The organism is Nocardia sp. Tas62D01 (assembly GCF_055232035.1).
In genome coordinates this window covers 9,572,294-9,585,558 of record NZ_JBUYUZ010000001.1, presented here as the reverse complement: position 1 = coordinate 9,585,558, position 13,265 = coordinate 9,572,294, and the positions used below count along the sequence as shown (strand labels likewise).

Sequence of the window (13,265 nt, the reverse complement as noted above, 5' to 3'; positions counted from 1 at the left end):
GTCGGCGATGTTCACCGTGCGAATGTCGGCAGGCGAGCTGCTCGCGTACAAACAGATGCCGTCCGAGGTGCTGCAACCACTGATGCACCTGTTGAATTGGCTGCTCTGGTTTGTGTTGCTGGTGTGCCTGGCCTGGATGATCGTGTCCGCGGGCCGCCTGTGGATCGCGTTCAAGGGCGACCTCGCGATGAACGACGCCTCGCACGGCGTATTGATGAGTCTGCTCGGCGCGACGGTGGCGAGCAGCGCGTCCGGGATCGCGCTGGCGTTCCTACCGACGTGAGCCACCGGTACCGGGATGGGGACGGCCCTGGAATGAAATCCACAGTGCCGCGGTTGCATACCGCGACCGCAACGCAGCGCGTCGCGGACGGATCGGACCGCCGTGCGTTGCGGCGCGCGATCCGCAGACCCGCTGCGGGTGCGTTCGGCGTCGCCCTGCTGATGGCGGCGGCCGGTTGCGGTGGCGGGAATTCGGGTCCGAACCTGTCCGAGACGCCGACGCACGTGCGGTGGCAGCCGTTCCAGGGTGTGCCACTGCCCCACGCGGACCAGGGGCCGAAGAAGGAAGCCGACGGCGCCGCAACGGGTTTCGAGCATTCGCTGGCGGGCGCCGCGCTCGCCGCGATCATCCACACGGTGCGATTGTCGGTGGCCTCGGACAACCAGTGGTCGAAGGTGGTTGCCCTGGAGGTGGTTCCGAGTCGCGGCACAGACGAGTGGTCGGTGAACCGGGTGCAGCTGTCGATCACCGGACCCGCCTCGGCCGAATACGCGCCTCGGCTGCTCGGCTACAAGATCACCGACTACACCGATCAGAAATCCGCGGTCGACGTCTTCAGCCAATACTCGGACAACTCGAAAGCGGTGAACCACACCATCGTGGAGTGGTTCGGCAACGACTGGAGGTTGCGACTGCCTGACCCGGAATCGACCGCACGCCCCATCGAGGCGGTCGACGCATTACCGACTGACGTCGTGAAATTGGAGGCACCGGCATGAGTGAGCGCAGCGAGCGAGTCATGTCGCGACGCGCCTCGCGCATGACGGAGCCGAGCGCGAGCGAGGTGCGGTCATGAGCGAGAAGGAGAAGGAGTCATACCCGCGCGATCGCGTCTCCTTCGGTGTCATCGCCTCCGCCGCGGTGCTGGCGCTCATCGTCATCGTGGGTCTGGTCGTATATCTCGGTCGTGACAGTTCCGGCGCCGCGGGCAGTGGGGCGGCCGCACCGGCGGGCAACGGCGCGAACGGGTTCGCGAGTCCCGAGGTCGACCTGCTCGGCAGGCGGGTCGATATTCCGAACAACCCTGCGGGGCAACCACTTCCGCAGGACCCCCGGCAGCAGCGCAAGCCCTCCGACGGGGACTGGCTGATCGCCGCGCCCACGGGCACCACCGCACCGGGCGGCTGGCAGCGGGTGTTCGGCGCCTCGGTGCCGTTCTCCACCTCCGACGGCCCCGCCCGCATCGAAGATGGTCTGGCCGTTGGCTATTCGCACACGCCGCAGGGCGCGGTGCTGGCCGCCGCCCAGATCACCTACCGGCTCAACGCCCGTCCCGCGGACCGCGACCTGTATGTCCGGCAGGTGCGGGTCTCGGCGCAGCAGATCGCTGCCTACGACATGGCGTTGTCTCAGGACCGCCTGCCCGAGCAGCAGCCGGAGAAGCTGACCCGCTACTTCGTGGCGTCCGACGCGTTCAAGGTGGAGAACTACGCCGACGACCTGGCCATCATCCGGCTCGCCACGCGCGGCCCTGTGGTCGACGGCAAACAGCTGTGGGCGGCGCTGCGACTGGTCATGGTGTGGGACGCGGGGGATTGGCGGCTCAAGCCCGCCACCTCCAACAGCGCGCAGACCGAATACGTCGAATCGCTGTCCGGGTGGTCGAAATGGTGACCGCGGGACCAGGATCGGGTCCGAAGCCTAAGCGCTCGCCGCTGCCATTGCTGGGCGTCGGTGCGGCGTTGGCGGTGCTGATTACGGTGGTGGTGACACTCGGCGCGGTGCGCAACAATGCCGCCGGGGCCGATCAGGTGTCGAAGGCGGGTACGACGTCGGGGAGTGTGCCCGTCAGCGGTTCGGCGCTGGGCCCGGCCGGATTCGGCGATCCGAAGGTCGACATCTTCGGCCGCCGGGTCGACGTCCCAAACGACCCGGCAGGCGTTGCGCTGGAACAGAATCCGGCGTTGCGCCCGCAGCAGGGCGCACCCGCATGGTTGACCGCCATGCCCGTACCCGCCAGCGGAGAAGGCGTGTGGCAGCGGGTATTCGACGGTCCGGTCGTGCGGTTTTCGGCCTCCGACGGCCCCGCGCGGATCGATGGCCGGGCAGCCGTCGGATTCGCGCACACCCCGCAGGGCGCGGCACTTGCCGCGGAGCAGATCTACTGGCGCACCAACGCGAATCCGCGCGATCGAGATCTGCTGGTGCGACTGGTCGAAGTGACGCCGCAATATCTTGCCGAGTACGACCGGCTGATGGCCGAGGGCAAGGTGTCGGATCGGCTGCCCGACAAACTCAGACCGCTGTTGTTCGCTTCGGACGCGTTCCGAATCGAAAGCTACACAGAGGATTCCGCGATCATTCAGTTTGCGAGAAAGGCCCGAGAAACAGTTGATGGCCAACCAACATGGGTGGGCATGCGTACGGCAGTCGTGTGGCGAGACGGAGATTGGAAGCTCACCACGGTGAGCGGCGAACAGCAAGTCCAGATCGAGTCCCTGCGAAACATCGAGGGGTGGACACAATGGTGAGGCGAGTCGTCACAATTTTCGCGGTCATCTTCACAGTGATGATCGCGACGCCGACGGTGGCCTACGGCCAGACCTACGGCTTCGACCAGACGTGCAACGACATCCATGACACGCTCGACAACGTCGGCCTGCCCGGGGTCTCGCTCGGTGACGCCGCGTCCGCGGCATGCAAGGCGGGCAATGCCGCCTCGCATCCCGGTCAGGCGGCGACCGCGGTCAAGGACAAGGCGTGGGATTCGACCTTCGGCAAGGTGGTCGATTCGCTGATGAATGGTCTCGGTCAGGCCATCATCCTGGCGCTGACGTTCTGGATGAAGGTGCCCAACGAGGTGGCCAGCGATGGGGGGTCGTTGTTCACCAAGATCAACGACTACACCTATCAGGCGCAGATATTGCTTTTGATAGCCTCGGTGATCCTCTCCGGCGCCAGACTGGCCGAGGCCAGACGCGGCGCCGCGATGAACGAGGCGGCCGAATCGTTCCGGATGTTTGCCCGGGTGGTGTTCAGCTCGTGGATGCTCGGCGCGGTCATCGTCGCTGGCACCCAGGCCTCGGACAAGTTCTCCGAGTGGATCATCAACGACTCGACCAACGGCAACGCCAAGGACCTGGCCGAGCTGATGGTGAAAACTAGTAAGCTGCAGGCGTTCTCACCGGGTCTGGTGCTGATCATCGCCATCGTTGGGTTGCTCGGTGCGCTCGCGCAGATCGTGCTCGCCATCGTTCGCCAGGGCCTGCTCATCATCGCGGCGGGCGTGCTGCCATTGGCCGCGGCCGCGTCGGGGATGAACACTGGCAAGTCGGCCTATCAGAAGCTGGTCGGCTGGATCATCGCGTTCATGCTGTGGAAGCCGGTGGCGGCCATCGTCTACATGATCGCGTTCACCACCGCGGGCCACGTGGACTCGCTCACGCCCACCGGCGGACTGCCGGAAGGTGATCAGGCGCAACGCATGTTGGTCGCTATCGTGCTGCTGTGCAGTGTGGCGTTCGTGCTGCCCGCACTGATGCGTCTGGTCACGCCCGCGGTCGCGATCGTTGGCAGCGGCGGTTCCGGTCTCACCGCGACAGGCGGCACCCTGCTCGCGGTCGGCGCGCTCGGCGCGATGGGCACCAAGGCGGTCGGAGTCAAGAACGCGGCGGCGCCGGGTTCGGCAGGCTACGTGGGTGGTTCGGGCAGCCCGCCGCCGTCGGGCGGAGGCCGTGGTGGCAGCCCGCGTCCGGCACCGCCGCGCGGTGGTGGTGGCGGTGGTGGTGCCGCAGGCGGTCCGCGCGCCTCCAGCCCGCAGGGCGGCGCGGGAGTACCGTCCGGTGCGGCCAGTGCGGCGGGCCGGATCGGCGCGGCGCGCGCCGCGACCAGTGGGCTGACGCGTGCCGATCAAGCCATGGGTGACGTAGCCGGCGATCGCTGGGCGAACCGTTCACCCGACCTCGGGAGGAGCACCATTCCGCGATGACGATGACGACGAGCGATACCTACGAGCGCCGCTCCTACGGACTGTGGCAGAAGCCCCGCAGCGCAGGCCTTTTCGGCCTGCGCTGGGAGGAGACCGTCATCGGCTTCGTCGTCGTGATCACGGCCCTCATCTGCGCCATGGTCGGCGGTTTCCAGTGGGGTCTGATCGTGGGCGGCACCGGCGTTGTCGTGATGGTTCCACTGGTGTGGCGGTCGGGCGGCCGATCTGGCTACGAGAACGGAATAATGATGTTCAACTGGATGCGGTCGCGTAATCGTGGCGAGCACGTGTACCGCGGCGGCCGGTTCTCCCGGATCCCCGGCGGCGTCACCCGGCTACCCGGACTATTGGCGCCCTCAAAGCTGTATGAGGGCATCGACGCTGGCGGCTACAGCTTCGGCATGATCCACCTGCCGCAGTTCGCGCAGTACACGGTGGTGTTGCGGGCGTGGCCGCAGGGCCACGAGGCGGTCGACCAGCCGGTGATCGACCGCTGGGTGTCGGCGTGGGGCACCTTCCTCGCCTCGGTCGGCCAGACCAGTGACATCGTCGCCGTCGTCCCGGTGATCGACACCGTGCCGGAGACCGGAAACCGTTTGCTCACCGAGGTTTCCACGATCACTCGGCCCGAAGCGCCGGAGCTGGCGCAGCAGGTGATGTACGAACTGGCCACCGAACTGCCGCAGGAGCGGGTGCAGCTGCTGCCGCGCGTGGCGATCACCTTCAAAGCCACCACCGCCGAGCGTCGCAAGAACCCCGCCGAGGAGGCGGTCGAGATCGGCCGCAGGCTGCCGGGCATCTGCGCCGCGCTGGCCGAGGCGGGCGTGCGCGCGCAGCCGATGTCGGCGGACGAGGTGATCTCGTTCATCCGGCGCAGCTACGACCCGGCCTCGCAGGCCGACCTCGAGGTAGCCGCGGGTGAACCCGAAGGGCACGGCCTGGATTGGGCCGACGCCGGACCGGTCTCGCACGACGAGAAGTGGGATCATCTGGTGCACGACGGTGGCCGCTCGGTCACCTGGGAGATGGACGCCGCACCCGAGGGCGCGGTGGACGAGCGGGTGCTGCAACGACTGCTCGCCCCGAATCCCGAAGTGCCACGCAAGCGCATCGCCATCGTCTATCGTCCACACTCGGCCGCCGATGCCGCGGAGATCGTGGACGACGATTTCAAGAACGCACTGGTCGCTCAGCAGAGCGAACGAGGGGTCGTCTCGGCGGCCGCGACCCTGCGGGTGGGCGCCACCCAGCAGGCCCGCGAGGAGCAAGCCCGGGGTCACGGTGTGACCCGCTTCGGGGCATTGGTGACCATCACCGAGCCCCTGCGCGGCGATCTGCCGCGTATCGAAGCCATCACGCGCGACCTGTCCACGCAGGCGCGGCTGAAGATCCGACGGTGTTATCGCTATCAGTCGGCGGCCTTCGCGGCCTCGCTCGGCTGCGGCGTGATCCTGCCGGAACACGCGACAATTCCGAAAGCACTGGCGGGGTGAGCGATTCATGGCACGTGACTACGAGCCACCCGTGCGGGAACGGGACGGTGCGCCGGTCCGGCGCAAACGGCGTCCGGAGGACGACCCCGACGACTGGGCACACCGCCCCGCGCTCGAGGCGGAGCCACCGCGCCCCGTCGGTGGCGCGCAGCGCTCCTCCGGTGACGCACAGCGTCCCGCTGGCGACGGTGCCCGGCCGCGTGGCCGCGAGCGTTCCGGTATCGAGGAGATGCCGGACCGGGTTCGGCGATCGGCGCGGGTGAGTGGCGACGATCGACCGGGCCGGGAAGAGATGGCCGATCGGGAGCGGCGAGCGGCACGCGAGGCGGCCGAGCGCCGAGCGCGGGCCGGAGCCGGGCGGGCCGACGGGGTCCGTGCCGATCGGGCGCATCCCGAGCGGCCGCGTGCCGATCGTCCACATGTCGACCGTGCCGGGTCCGAGAACGGCCGTGGCGAGCGCACTTCCGCGGATCGTGCGCGCAACGACGGTGCCAGGACCGAACGGCCGCCGCGCGACCGTGATCGTCCGCGCGGCAATCGTGCGGCGCCGGGGGACCGCGGCGGCCGGCGGGCCGACCGCAACGGCGCGAAGACCGGTCGCGGTGCGCAGCGGCCGGTGAAGGCGGACCGTGCCGCCGACCGCGCCATGGGCACACCGGAGATGGACAGGACCGCCCGCAGGGCGAAGGCCAGGGCGGACAAGGCCAAACAACAGGGTCCGCCGCTACTCGACGATGTCACCCGCACCAAGCTGGAAGGGATCAGCCGCGAAGGCACCGGCCTGCGCGCCGCTTGGGCGACCTTCCGGATCCGCACCGACGATATCCGTCGCCGCAACTACGCGGCCCGCGCCGAGCAGACCTACAAGGACGGATTCGACCGCAACACCGCACAACTCACCGATCGCGGCTACGCCGGGCCAGGCGGCGGCCGGATGAACGTGGTCGGCCGCCCGGTCGAATACCGGGCCACCACCGCGCAGGTGGCCGGTCTGTGGCCGTGGTCGGTGGGCGCCGGTGCGCCGCTCATCGGCACCCCGCTCGGCTCGCACCTGCACACCGGCGCACCGGTCTGCTTCGACCCGATGAACTGGTTCCTGCGCGGCAGCTTCATCACCGCGCCGAGCCTGTTCGTGTTGGGACTCAACGGTTTCGGAAAGTCGTCGCTGGTGCGCCGGATCGTGCTCGGCGGCATCGCCCAGGGCATCACGCCGCTGATCCTGGCCGACGTGAAACCGGACTACCGCAAGATGGTGGAACTGGTCGGCGGTCAGGTGATCGACCTCGGCTACGGGCACGGCAAGCTCAACCCGCTCGCTGCCGGTGTGCTCGGCTCGGTGGTGCCGCGGCTGGAAGAACTGCCCGCCCTGCAAACCCAGGTGCTGCAGGATCTGCGGGCCAGACAGGTCACGCTGGTGGCCGGTCTGGTCGAACTGGTCCGCGGCGCGCGGGTGCGCGACTACGAGGAGACGCTGATCTCTACCGCGCTGCGCGTGCTGTACCGGCCCGGCAGCGGTTACACCCCGGATCAACCGCCGATCATGGAGAACCTGCTCGAGGTGATCGTCGGCGGCGGCGAGGAGTTGATGCTCGACGCGGGTGCCGACGACGCGGCCGAATATCAGGTCGCGATCAAGGGGCTGCGGCGCTCGTTGCGCGCGCTCACCCAGGGACCGTTCGGCGCGATCTTCAATGGCCAGACCACCGTTCCGATCGACACCAGCGCCGTCGCGGTCTGCATCGACGTCTCGCACATCCCCACCGGCGACAAGAAACTCAAAGCCGCCGTGATGCTGGCCTGTTGGGCCGACGGCTTCGCCTCGGTGGAAGCGGCGCACGTGCTCGCCGACGCCGAACTCGGGCCGCAGCGCTATTTCCAGGTCGTCATGGACGAGCTGTGGCAGGTGCTCGGCCTCGGCGACTTCATGATCGACCGGGTCGACGAACTGACCCGACTGCAGCGAGGCATCGGTACCGCGCTGATCATGATCAGCCATACCATCAAGGACCTGCAGTCACTCGGATCGGAGGCCGCGATCGCCAAGGCGCTCGGCTTCCTGGAGCGCGCTCGCGCCAAGATCTTCGGCGCGCTGCCCGGCGAGGAAATCAAGCGGCTCGACAGCACCATTCCGTTCACATCCGCCGAGGAGGAGATGGTGACCGGATGGTCCGCACCGCAGGCGCTGACGGGCGAGGCGCTCAAGCCCGGCCAGCAACGGCCCTCACCACCCGGCACCGGCAAGTTCCTGCTGAAGATCGGCGAGGATCGCCGGCCCGGCATCCCGTTCCACATGGAGTTCACCCTCTCGGAGAAGGAAAGTGGAATCCACGACACCAACCAGCGGTTCAGTGAGTTCACCGAATCCACCGCGCGTGGCACGGATTCGCCCAGTGGGAGTGCCGCATGAGGGTTGGCTCGATGGCCGCGCGGTGGTGCAGATCGGTGGCCGCGTGCGGGAGGTGGGGCGCATGATGCCGCATCGGTCTTATCGAAGAGTGTCGCCGGAAGTGCGCAATGCCGCTGTGGAGCAGGTCATCGCGCTGACCGGCAAACTCCACAGCGAATCGGAGGCGTGCCGGGTCGTCGCCGAACAGATCGGCGTGCACACGAATTCGGTGCGCAACTGGGTGCGTGCCGCCGAAGGACCGAGCCTGGAACGTCTTGACGCGACGGCGCTGCGCCGCAAAGTGGCTCTGTTGCAACAACAATTGGCCGCCGCCGCCGAAATGAACCGCACACTTGCCGACACACTCAACGAATCCCGGCGCCACAGGTGACCTGCCGACCGGCGCAGGTCCGCATTCGGCCTGAGCAGGCAGTGCCGCCGCGGCTCCGGCGGGTGGTGCCGAATCCGCGCGAGCAGGCGCGATGACCGGGCGCAGCATCCTGTGGGTGGCGCTCGGTGCGGTGCTGGGGTTGATGACCCTGGTGGTGGTGATCGTGCTGCCTGCGGTGGACGACGCGTGCGAGGGCGCCTCGGTCCTCGGATCGGCGACCGTGCTGCCTCCGCTGGGCGGTTTCGCGCCGGGTGACCCCCGCGCCGCGGCCGCGTCCGGCAGTCCGACGACGAGCGCCAACCCGACCGTGACGGGCAATTCCACGGTGACGGGCAATTCCACGGTGACACCGACGAATCCAACGGTTACCGGCACGCCGTTGCTGGCTGCCGGCAGCGGCCCGATCCGCCGCACGCTGCCGCTGGCGGCGGGCACGTTCACGGTGTCGGACGTCTTCGGCGCGCGCGGCGGCACCCATATGGGCGTCGACTTGGCCGCGCCCGATGGCACCACCATCTACTCGGTCTCCGACGGCCGCGTCGTCGCGGCCGGTCCCGCATCGGGTTTCGGCAACTGGATCGTCGTCGACTCGGTCGACACCAACGGTCGCGCGTATTCGGCGGTGTACGGGCACATGTGGGCCAGCGGCGTGCACGTGCGCGTCGGCGACGCGGTGACCGCGGGACAACCCATCGCGACCGTTGGCTCCGACGGTGAATCCAGCGGCCCGCACCTGCATTTCGAGATCGTGCCGGGTGGCCGCTTCACCGGCGGCCGCCAGATCGACCCGCTGCCTTGGCTCGACGGCGCACCGACCCCGGATGTCGGTGGCGCGCAGGCATTTTCGAGCGATCCACGATGCAGTCGCGGCTTCGGCAGCGCCGGTGGCGCGCTGGCCGCGGGCAAGGTGCCGCCGGAGCTCGAGGTCTGGTACCGCCGTGCGGGCTCGATCTGCCCGCAAATCACCCCGTCGCTGCTTGCCGCGCAGGGCAGGCAGGAGTCCGGCTTCCGGCGCGGCGCGAATTCGCCTGCGGGCGCGCAGGGTTTGGCGCAGTTCCTGCCCGGCACCGCGGCCGGCATCGACCCCGACGACGGCAAGCCGTATGTCATCGATGCCGACGGCAATGGTGTCGCCAGCGTGTGGGACGACGGTGACGCGATCGTCGGCCAGGGCCGCTATATGTGCGCGATCGCGCACCAGATCATGAACTGGGAGGCCGAGGGCCGGGTGCAGGGCGATGTCGTCGCGCTCACCCTGGCCGCCTACAACGCCGGTGAGGGCGCGGTGCTCGCCTCCGGTGGGATGCCGAATCAGGTGGCGGCGCACTACTCTGAGACCCAACCGTACGTCGCGAACATCCTCGCGATGGAACCGCAGTACCGCGCGCCGGGTTCGCTCGGCCGGTTCACTCCACAGGACGGGTCCGGCGGTGGCCAGATCGTGGAGGCGGCGCGCCAGTGGCTCGGCCAGCCATATGTCTGGGGTGGTGGCGGGCCGCAGGGACCGAGCGGCGGTGGTCTGGACGGTCCGGGCTTGACCTCGGCGGCGGTGTTCGCGGCCTCCTCCGGCACCGTGACGCTGCCGCGCACCGCAGAACAGCAGTGGGAGGCAGGCGCGGAGGTGCCGATGAGCAAGGCGGCGCCGGGTGATCTGGTGTTCAGCGCGTTCGGTCCGCGCGGTCCGGCGCAGGTCGGAATCTATTCTGGCAATGGACAAATGATCCAGGCGGTGCCCGGTGCGGACGCCCGTTCCCGCGGCGGGGTGACCGAGGTCGCGGTGCCCGGTGACGCGCGCGTGCGGAGGGTACTGTGAATAGCGGGGTGAACCGGGGGAGTGAACACGCCGAAGCACATGAGGCGCTCGGACCGCCCATGTGTCGGTCGGGGCAGTTAGCCTTGAATGACCGATTAGCCTGGAATGATAAAGCGAAAGCACGCGCGAAACTGGTGGTGATGCTGGTGGTAGGCGTCGCGATGCTGGGTGCGGCCTGTAGCAGCGGAGACAGCGGCGGCACGGATTCCGGTGCGCCACACTCACCCACGTCCACGACCCGGTTGCTGGAAGACGTGCCCGCACCCGATCCGGTCACGCCCGACGGTGTCGCGGTGGCGGCGCTGAAGGAGATCTACACCTGGCAGCCCGCCACCGAGAACCAGGGCGCATCGCTGACCCGGGCCCGGAAATGGCTCGGCCCCAGCATGACTCGGATGTTGGATAGCTCGCCGACCGGACTGGAGACGCCGAAACCGACGTTGCAATGGGCGGATTGGGCCAGGGCGAAGGCACACGTCGATGCCTTCACCTTCGCCTCCGGGGACAAGCCGCCCGCGGGGCCCGACCCGAATATCGAACAGTTCAAGATCGGCATCGAGCAGACCGCTGTCTATCCGAACGGGCGCAAGGAGCAGTTGCCGCCTGCGACGGTCATCGCGACCGTCGTCCACACACCCGACGGCTGGCGGCTCGACGCATACCGCTGATCAGCGCAGACCCCACCGCAGAGCACGGTCCACACAGGAGGCAGACATGGCGAAAAAGAAGAAGGTGCAAGATCCGGCAGTGCCCGAACCCGATATCGGCCTCTACATGATCTTCGCCGGCTTCGCCCTTGTCGGGACCCTGTGGATCGCACTACATCTCGGCAACGCGATGGCGGTGACCCATCAGAACATCCCGATCAACCCGATCGCCATCGTCGCCGACCTCGCCCGCGGCAAGCTGCACTGGCCGCGAGCCTCCACAGTGATCGTGCTGCTGGTCATAGCGGTGGCCGTCGGTTACCTCGCGGTGCGCAACCAGCTGAAGAAGCGGCAGGGCAAAGGCAGACTCGGCATCGACGACAAGGCCGACATAATGGGCAACGGCAGCGACATCGCCTCGCTCACCGAGGCCGGGGTGCGGGCAAAGGCCGAGATGCTCGGCGTCCGGCTCGGTTACAACGACGCGCCCGGTGTGCCGATCGGGATCGGCGTCGCCGACGGTGTGATGCTCTACGGCTCCTATGAGGATCTGCACCTGGACATCTGGGGTCCGCGGCAGGGCAAGTCGACCTCCCGGGTGATCCCGGCGATCCTCACCGCCATCGGCCCGGTGCTGGCCACCTCCAACAAGCGGGACGTGGTCGACGCGACCCGAGATGTGCGGGAGGCCAAGGGAAGTCCGACTTTCGTCTTCGATCCGCAGGGCGTGGCCGGTGAGGAACCCACCTGGTATTGGGATCCGCTGGCCTGGGTGGACGCCCACCACGAGGGCTGTGAAATGCGCGCCGCCCGACTGGCCGGGCACTTCGCCGATGCCGACAGCGGCACCGATACCAAGTCCGACGAGTTCTTCGACCCCGAGGCCGAGGATCTGCTCGCCGGACTGTTCCTCGCGGCCGCGACGGGCGGTATGCCGATCGTCCAGGTCTGGGATTGGGTGACCAATCCGAACGACTCGGAGCCCATCGAGCTGCTGCGTCAGGCCCGCCACCACTACACGGCCTCCGGCTTGGCGATGCAGTACAACGCCGATCCGCGGACCAAGAGCGGCATCTTCGGCACCGCGAAGAAGATGATCCGCTGCCTTCAGCTGTCGAACGTGCATCCGTGGATCCTGCCCGGCGAAAACCGCAGGCAGTTCGACGAACTGGAGTTCCTCGAGCGCAACGGCACGCTCTACAGCCTGTCGCTGGAAGGCCGTGGCTCGGCGGCGCCGCTGGTGAGTGCGCTCACCGAGGCCGTGGTCGATGTGGCCATGCGCAAAGCGTCGCGCTCGCCCGGCGGTCGGCTGCCCATTCCGCTGCTCGCCGTGCTCGACGAGGCGGCGAACGTGGTGCGCTGGAAGGATCTGCCCAAGCAGTACAGCCACTTCGGGTCACGCGGCATCGTGGTGATGACCGTGCTGCAATCGTGGGCACAGGGTGCGCGCTGCTGGGGTGACGCGGGCATGCTCGCGCTGTGGTCGGCAGCGAACGTCAAGGTGCTCGGTCCCGGTGTCGACGATATGAACTTCCTGCGGGACCGGTCCGAAGCGATCGGCGAGTACGACGTCATCTCCGCGTCGGTGTCGGAATCCAAAGGTGGCAAGAGCTATTCGCGCTCGCTGGGTTCATCGAAGACCTTCACCGTGCACGCGTTGGCGACGCTGCCGCAGGGCCGCGCGATCGTCTTCACCTCCGGCCAACCGGCGGTGCTCATCCGCACCGTGCCGTGGTGGGAGGGCGAGTACGCCGCCGACGTGAAGAAGTCGATCTCACACCACCTTCCGGGGCGCAAGACTGAGATCGCCGACCTGGTCGGTTCGCCTTCGCTGACCAAGGTCACCCCGCCACCTGAGTACGGCCAAGTCGAGGAGGTTCGGCCGCTGTGACCGAACAGCAGCAACAGCCGATGATTTACACCAACGTGGTGGAATTCGTCGAGAACTACTTGAGTCTCGTCTACCGCCGCCAGGTGACCGATATCAGCGAAACGGTGTGGTGCCCTGAGTGGTGGAAGCACGCCGAGGCGGTGGCGAGGCTGGATGCGCTCTGGCGGGCATGGGAGCACTATCGGCTGCAACCCAGCACCGGCCTGAGTGTGTGGTTCCTCGACCATGCGGACCCGCACATGACCAAGCTGTTCGATCCCCGTGGACCTTTCAAGTACTGTAGTGTGCGCAACGGTCACAAGGACATGCTGAGCCCGCTGCCGTCGAAGTCTCCGGCGCAGGGGCTCTTCGGTGATCCAACCATCGGCGACTTCCGGCTGTAGGCGGCGAATCCCGAAGGCGCAGTGGGGTCCCCGGAACGACGAGACGCCCG

Annotated in this window: 12 protein-coding genes; all 12 read left to right on the top strand. The window is 68.0% G+C overall.

The window, feature by feature from the left end:
• Window positions 1-7: 7 nt before the first annotated feature.
• The 12 genes from ACV7NQ_RS46635 (at window position 8) to ACV7NQ_RS46580 (ending at window position 13,215) form a co-directional block, all read left to right on the top strand.
• Complete coding sequence (locus ACV7NQ_RS46635) at window positions 8-283, top strand: hypothetical protein (protein ID WP_463365328.1); 276 nt, start codon at window positions 8-10, stop codon at window positions 281-283.
• A 53-nt stretch (window positions 284-336) separates the two neighbouring features.
• Window positions 337-1,002 carry a hypothetical protein gene (locus tag ACV7NQ_RS46630; RefSeq protein WP_463365327.1) on the top strand — a complete coding sequence of 222 codons (666 nt, stop codon included), beginning with the start codon at window positions 337-339 and terminating at the stop codon, window positions 1,000-1,002.
• 73 nt (window positions 1,003-1,075) lie between these two features.
• Window positions 1,076-1,897, top strand: a complete 822-nt coding sequence (locus ACV7NQ_RS46625; RefSeq protein ID WP_463365326.1) for a hypothetical protein — start codon at window positions 1,076-1,078, stop codon at window positions 1,895-1,897.
• Entirely contained in the window at window positions 1,891-2,754 is an 864-nt protein-coding gene (locus ACV7NQ_RS46620) for a hypothetical protein (protein WP_463365325.1), read from the top strand. The genes ACV7NQ_RS46625 and ACV7NQ_RS46620 overlap by 7 nt, the downstream gene beginning before the upstream one ends.
• A complete protein-coding gene (locus ACV7NQ_RS46615) occupies window positions 2,748-4,211 on the top strand; it encodes a hypothetical protein (RefSeq protein WP_463365324.1) in 1,464 nt (487 codons plus the stop codon). Before ACV7NQ_RS46620 ends, ACV7NQ_RS46615 begins: the two co-directional genes overlap by 7 nt.
• Window positions 4,212-4,213: 2 nt before the next feature.
• The gene (locus ACV7NQ_RS46610) at window positions 4,214-5,704 is read left to right on the top strand and encodes an SCO6880 family protein (RefSeq protein WP_463366070.1); all 1,491 of its coding nucleotides are present in this window, start codon (window positions 4,214-4,216) and stop codon (window positions 5,702-5,704) included.
• 7 nt (window positions 5,705-5,711) lie between these two features.
• Window positions 5,712-8,111: a hypothetical protein gene (locus ACV7NQ_RS46605; protein ID WP_463365323.1), complete on the top strand. Its 2,400-nt coding sequence runs from the start codon at window positions 5,712-5,714 to the stop codon at window positions 8,109-8,111.
• Window positions 8,095-8,481: a transposase gene (locus tag ACV7NQ_RS46600; protein WP_463365322.1), complete on the top strand. Its 387-nt coding sequence runs from the start codon at window positions 8,095-8,097 to the stop codon at window positions 8,479-8,481. Before ACV7NQ_RS46605 ends, ACV7NQ_RS46600 begins: the two co-directional genes overlap by 17 nt.
• Before the next feature lie 91 nt (window positions 8,482-8,572).
• Complete coding sequence (locus ACV7NQ_RS46595) at window positions 8,573-10,294, top strand: peptidoglycan DD-metalloendopeptidase family protein (RefSeq protein WP_463365321.1); 1,722 nt, start codon at window positions 8,573-8,575, stop codon at window positions 10,292-10,294.
• A gap of 140 nt (window positions 10,295-10,434) precedes the next feature.
• Window positions 10,435-10,962 (top strand): hypothetical protein, encoded by a 528-nt coding sequence (locus ACV7NQ_RS46590; protein WP_463365320.1) that lies wholly within the window; start codon window positions 10,435-10,437, stop codon window positions 10,960-10,962.
• A 46-nt stretch (window positions 10,963-11,008) separates the two neighbouring features.
• Complete coding sequence (locus tag ACV7NQ_RS46585) at window positions 11,009-12,832, top strand: TraM recognition domain-containing protein (RefSeq protein ID WP_463365319.1); 1,824 nt, start codon at window positions 11,009-11,011, stop codon at window positions 12,830-12,832.
• Window positions 12,829-13,215 carry a DUF4913 domain-containing protein gene (locus ACV7NQ_RS46580; protein WP_463365318.1) on the top strand — a complete coding sequence of 129 codons (387 nt, stop codon included), beginning with the start codon at window positions 12,829-12,831 and terminating at the stop codon, window positions 13,213-13,215. Before ACV7NQ_RS46585 ends, ACV7NQ_RS46580 begins: the two co-directional genes overlap by 4 nt.
• Window positions 13,216-13,265: the final 50 nt, after the last annotated feature.

Excerpts from the sequence above, each read along its gene's own strand:
- ACV7NQ_RS46620 (WP_463365325.1), top strand. The coding sequence starts at position 1,891 with ATGGTGACCGCGGGACCAGGATCGGGTCCGAAGCCTAAGCGCTCGCCG.
- ACV7NQ_RS46635 (WP_463365328.1), top strand. The coding sequence starts at position 8 with ATGTTCACCGTGCGAATGTCGGCAGGCGAGCTGCTCGCGTACAAACAG.
- ACV7NQ_RS46595 (WP_463365321.1), top strand. The coding sequence starts at position 8,573 with ATGACCGGGCGCAGCATCCTGTGGGTGGCGCTCGGTGCGGTGCTGGGG.
- ACV7NQ_RS46590 (WP_463365320.1), top strand. The coding sequence starts at position 10,435 with ATGCTGGTGGTAGGCGTCGCGATGCTGGGTGCGGCCTGTAGCAGCGGA.
- ACV7NQ_RS46625 (WP_463365326.1), top strand. The coding sequence starts at position 1,076 with ATGAGCGAGAAGGAGAAGGAGTCATACCCGCGCGATCGCGTCTCCTTC.
- ACV7NQ_RS46615 (WP_463365324.1), top strand. The coding sequence starts at position 2,748 with ATGGTGAGGCGAGTCGTCACAATTTTCGCGGTCATCTTCACAGTGATG.
- ACV7NQ_RS46585 (WP_463365319.1), top strand. The coding sequence starts at position 11,009 with ATGGCGAAAAAGAAGAAGGTGCAAGATCCGGCAGTGCCCGAACCCGAT.
- ACV7NQ_RS46605 (WP_463365323.1), top strand. The coding sequence starts at position 5,712 with ATGGCACGTGACTACGAGCCACCCGTGCGGGAACGGGACGGTGCGCCG.
- ACV7NQ_RS46610 (WP_463366070.1), top strand. The coding sequence starts at position 4,214 with ATGACGACGAGCGATACCTACGAGCGCCGCTCCTACGGACTGTGGCAG.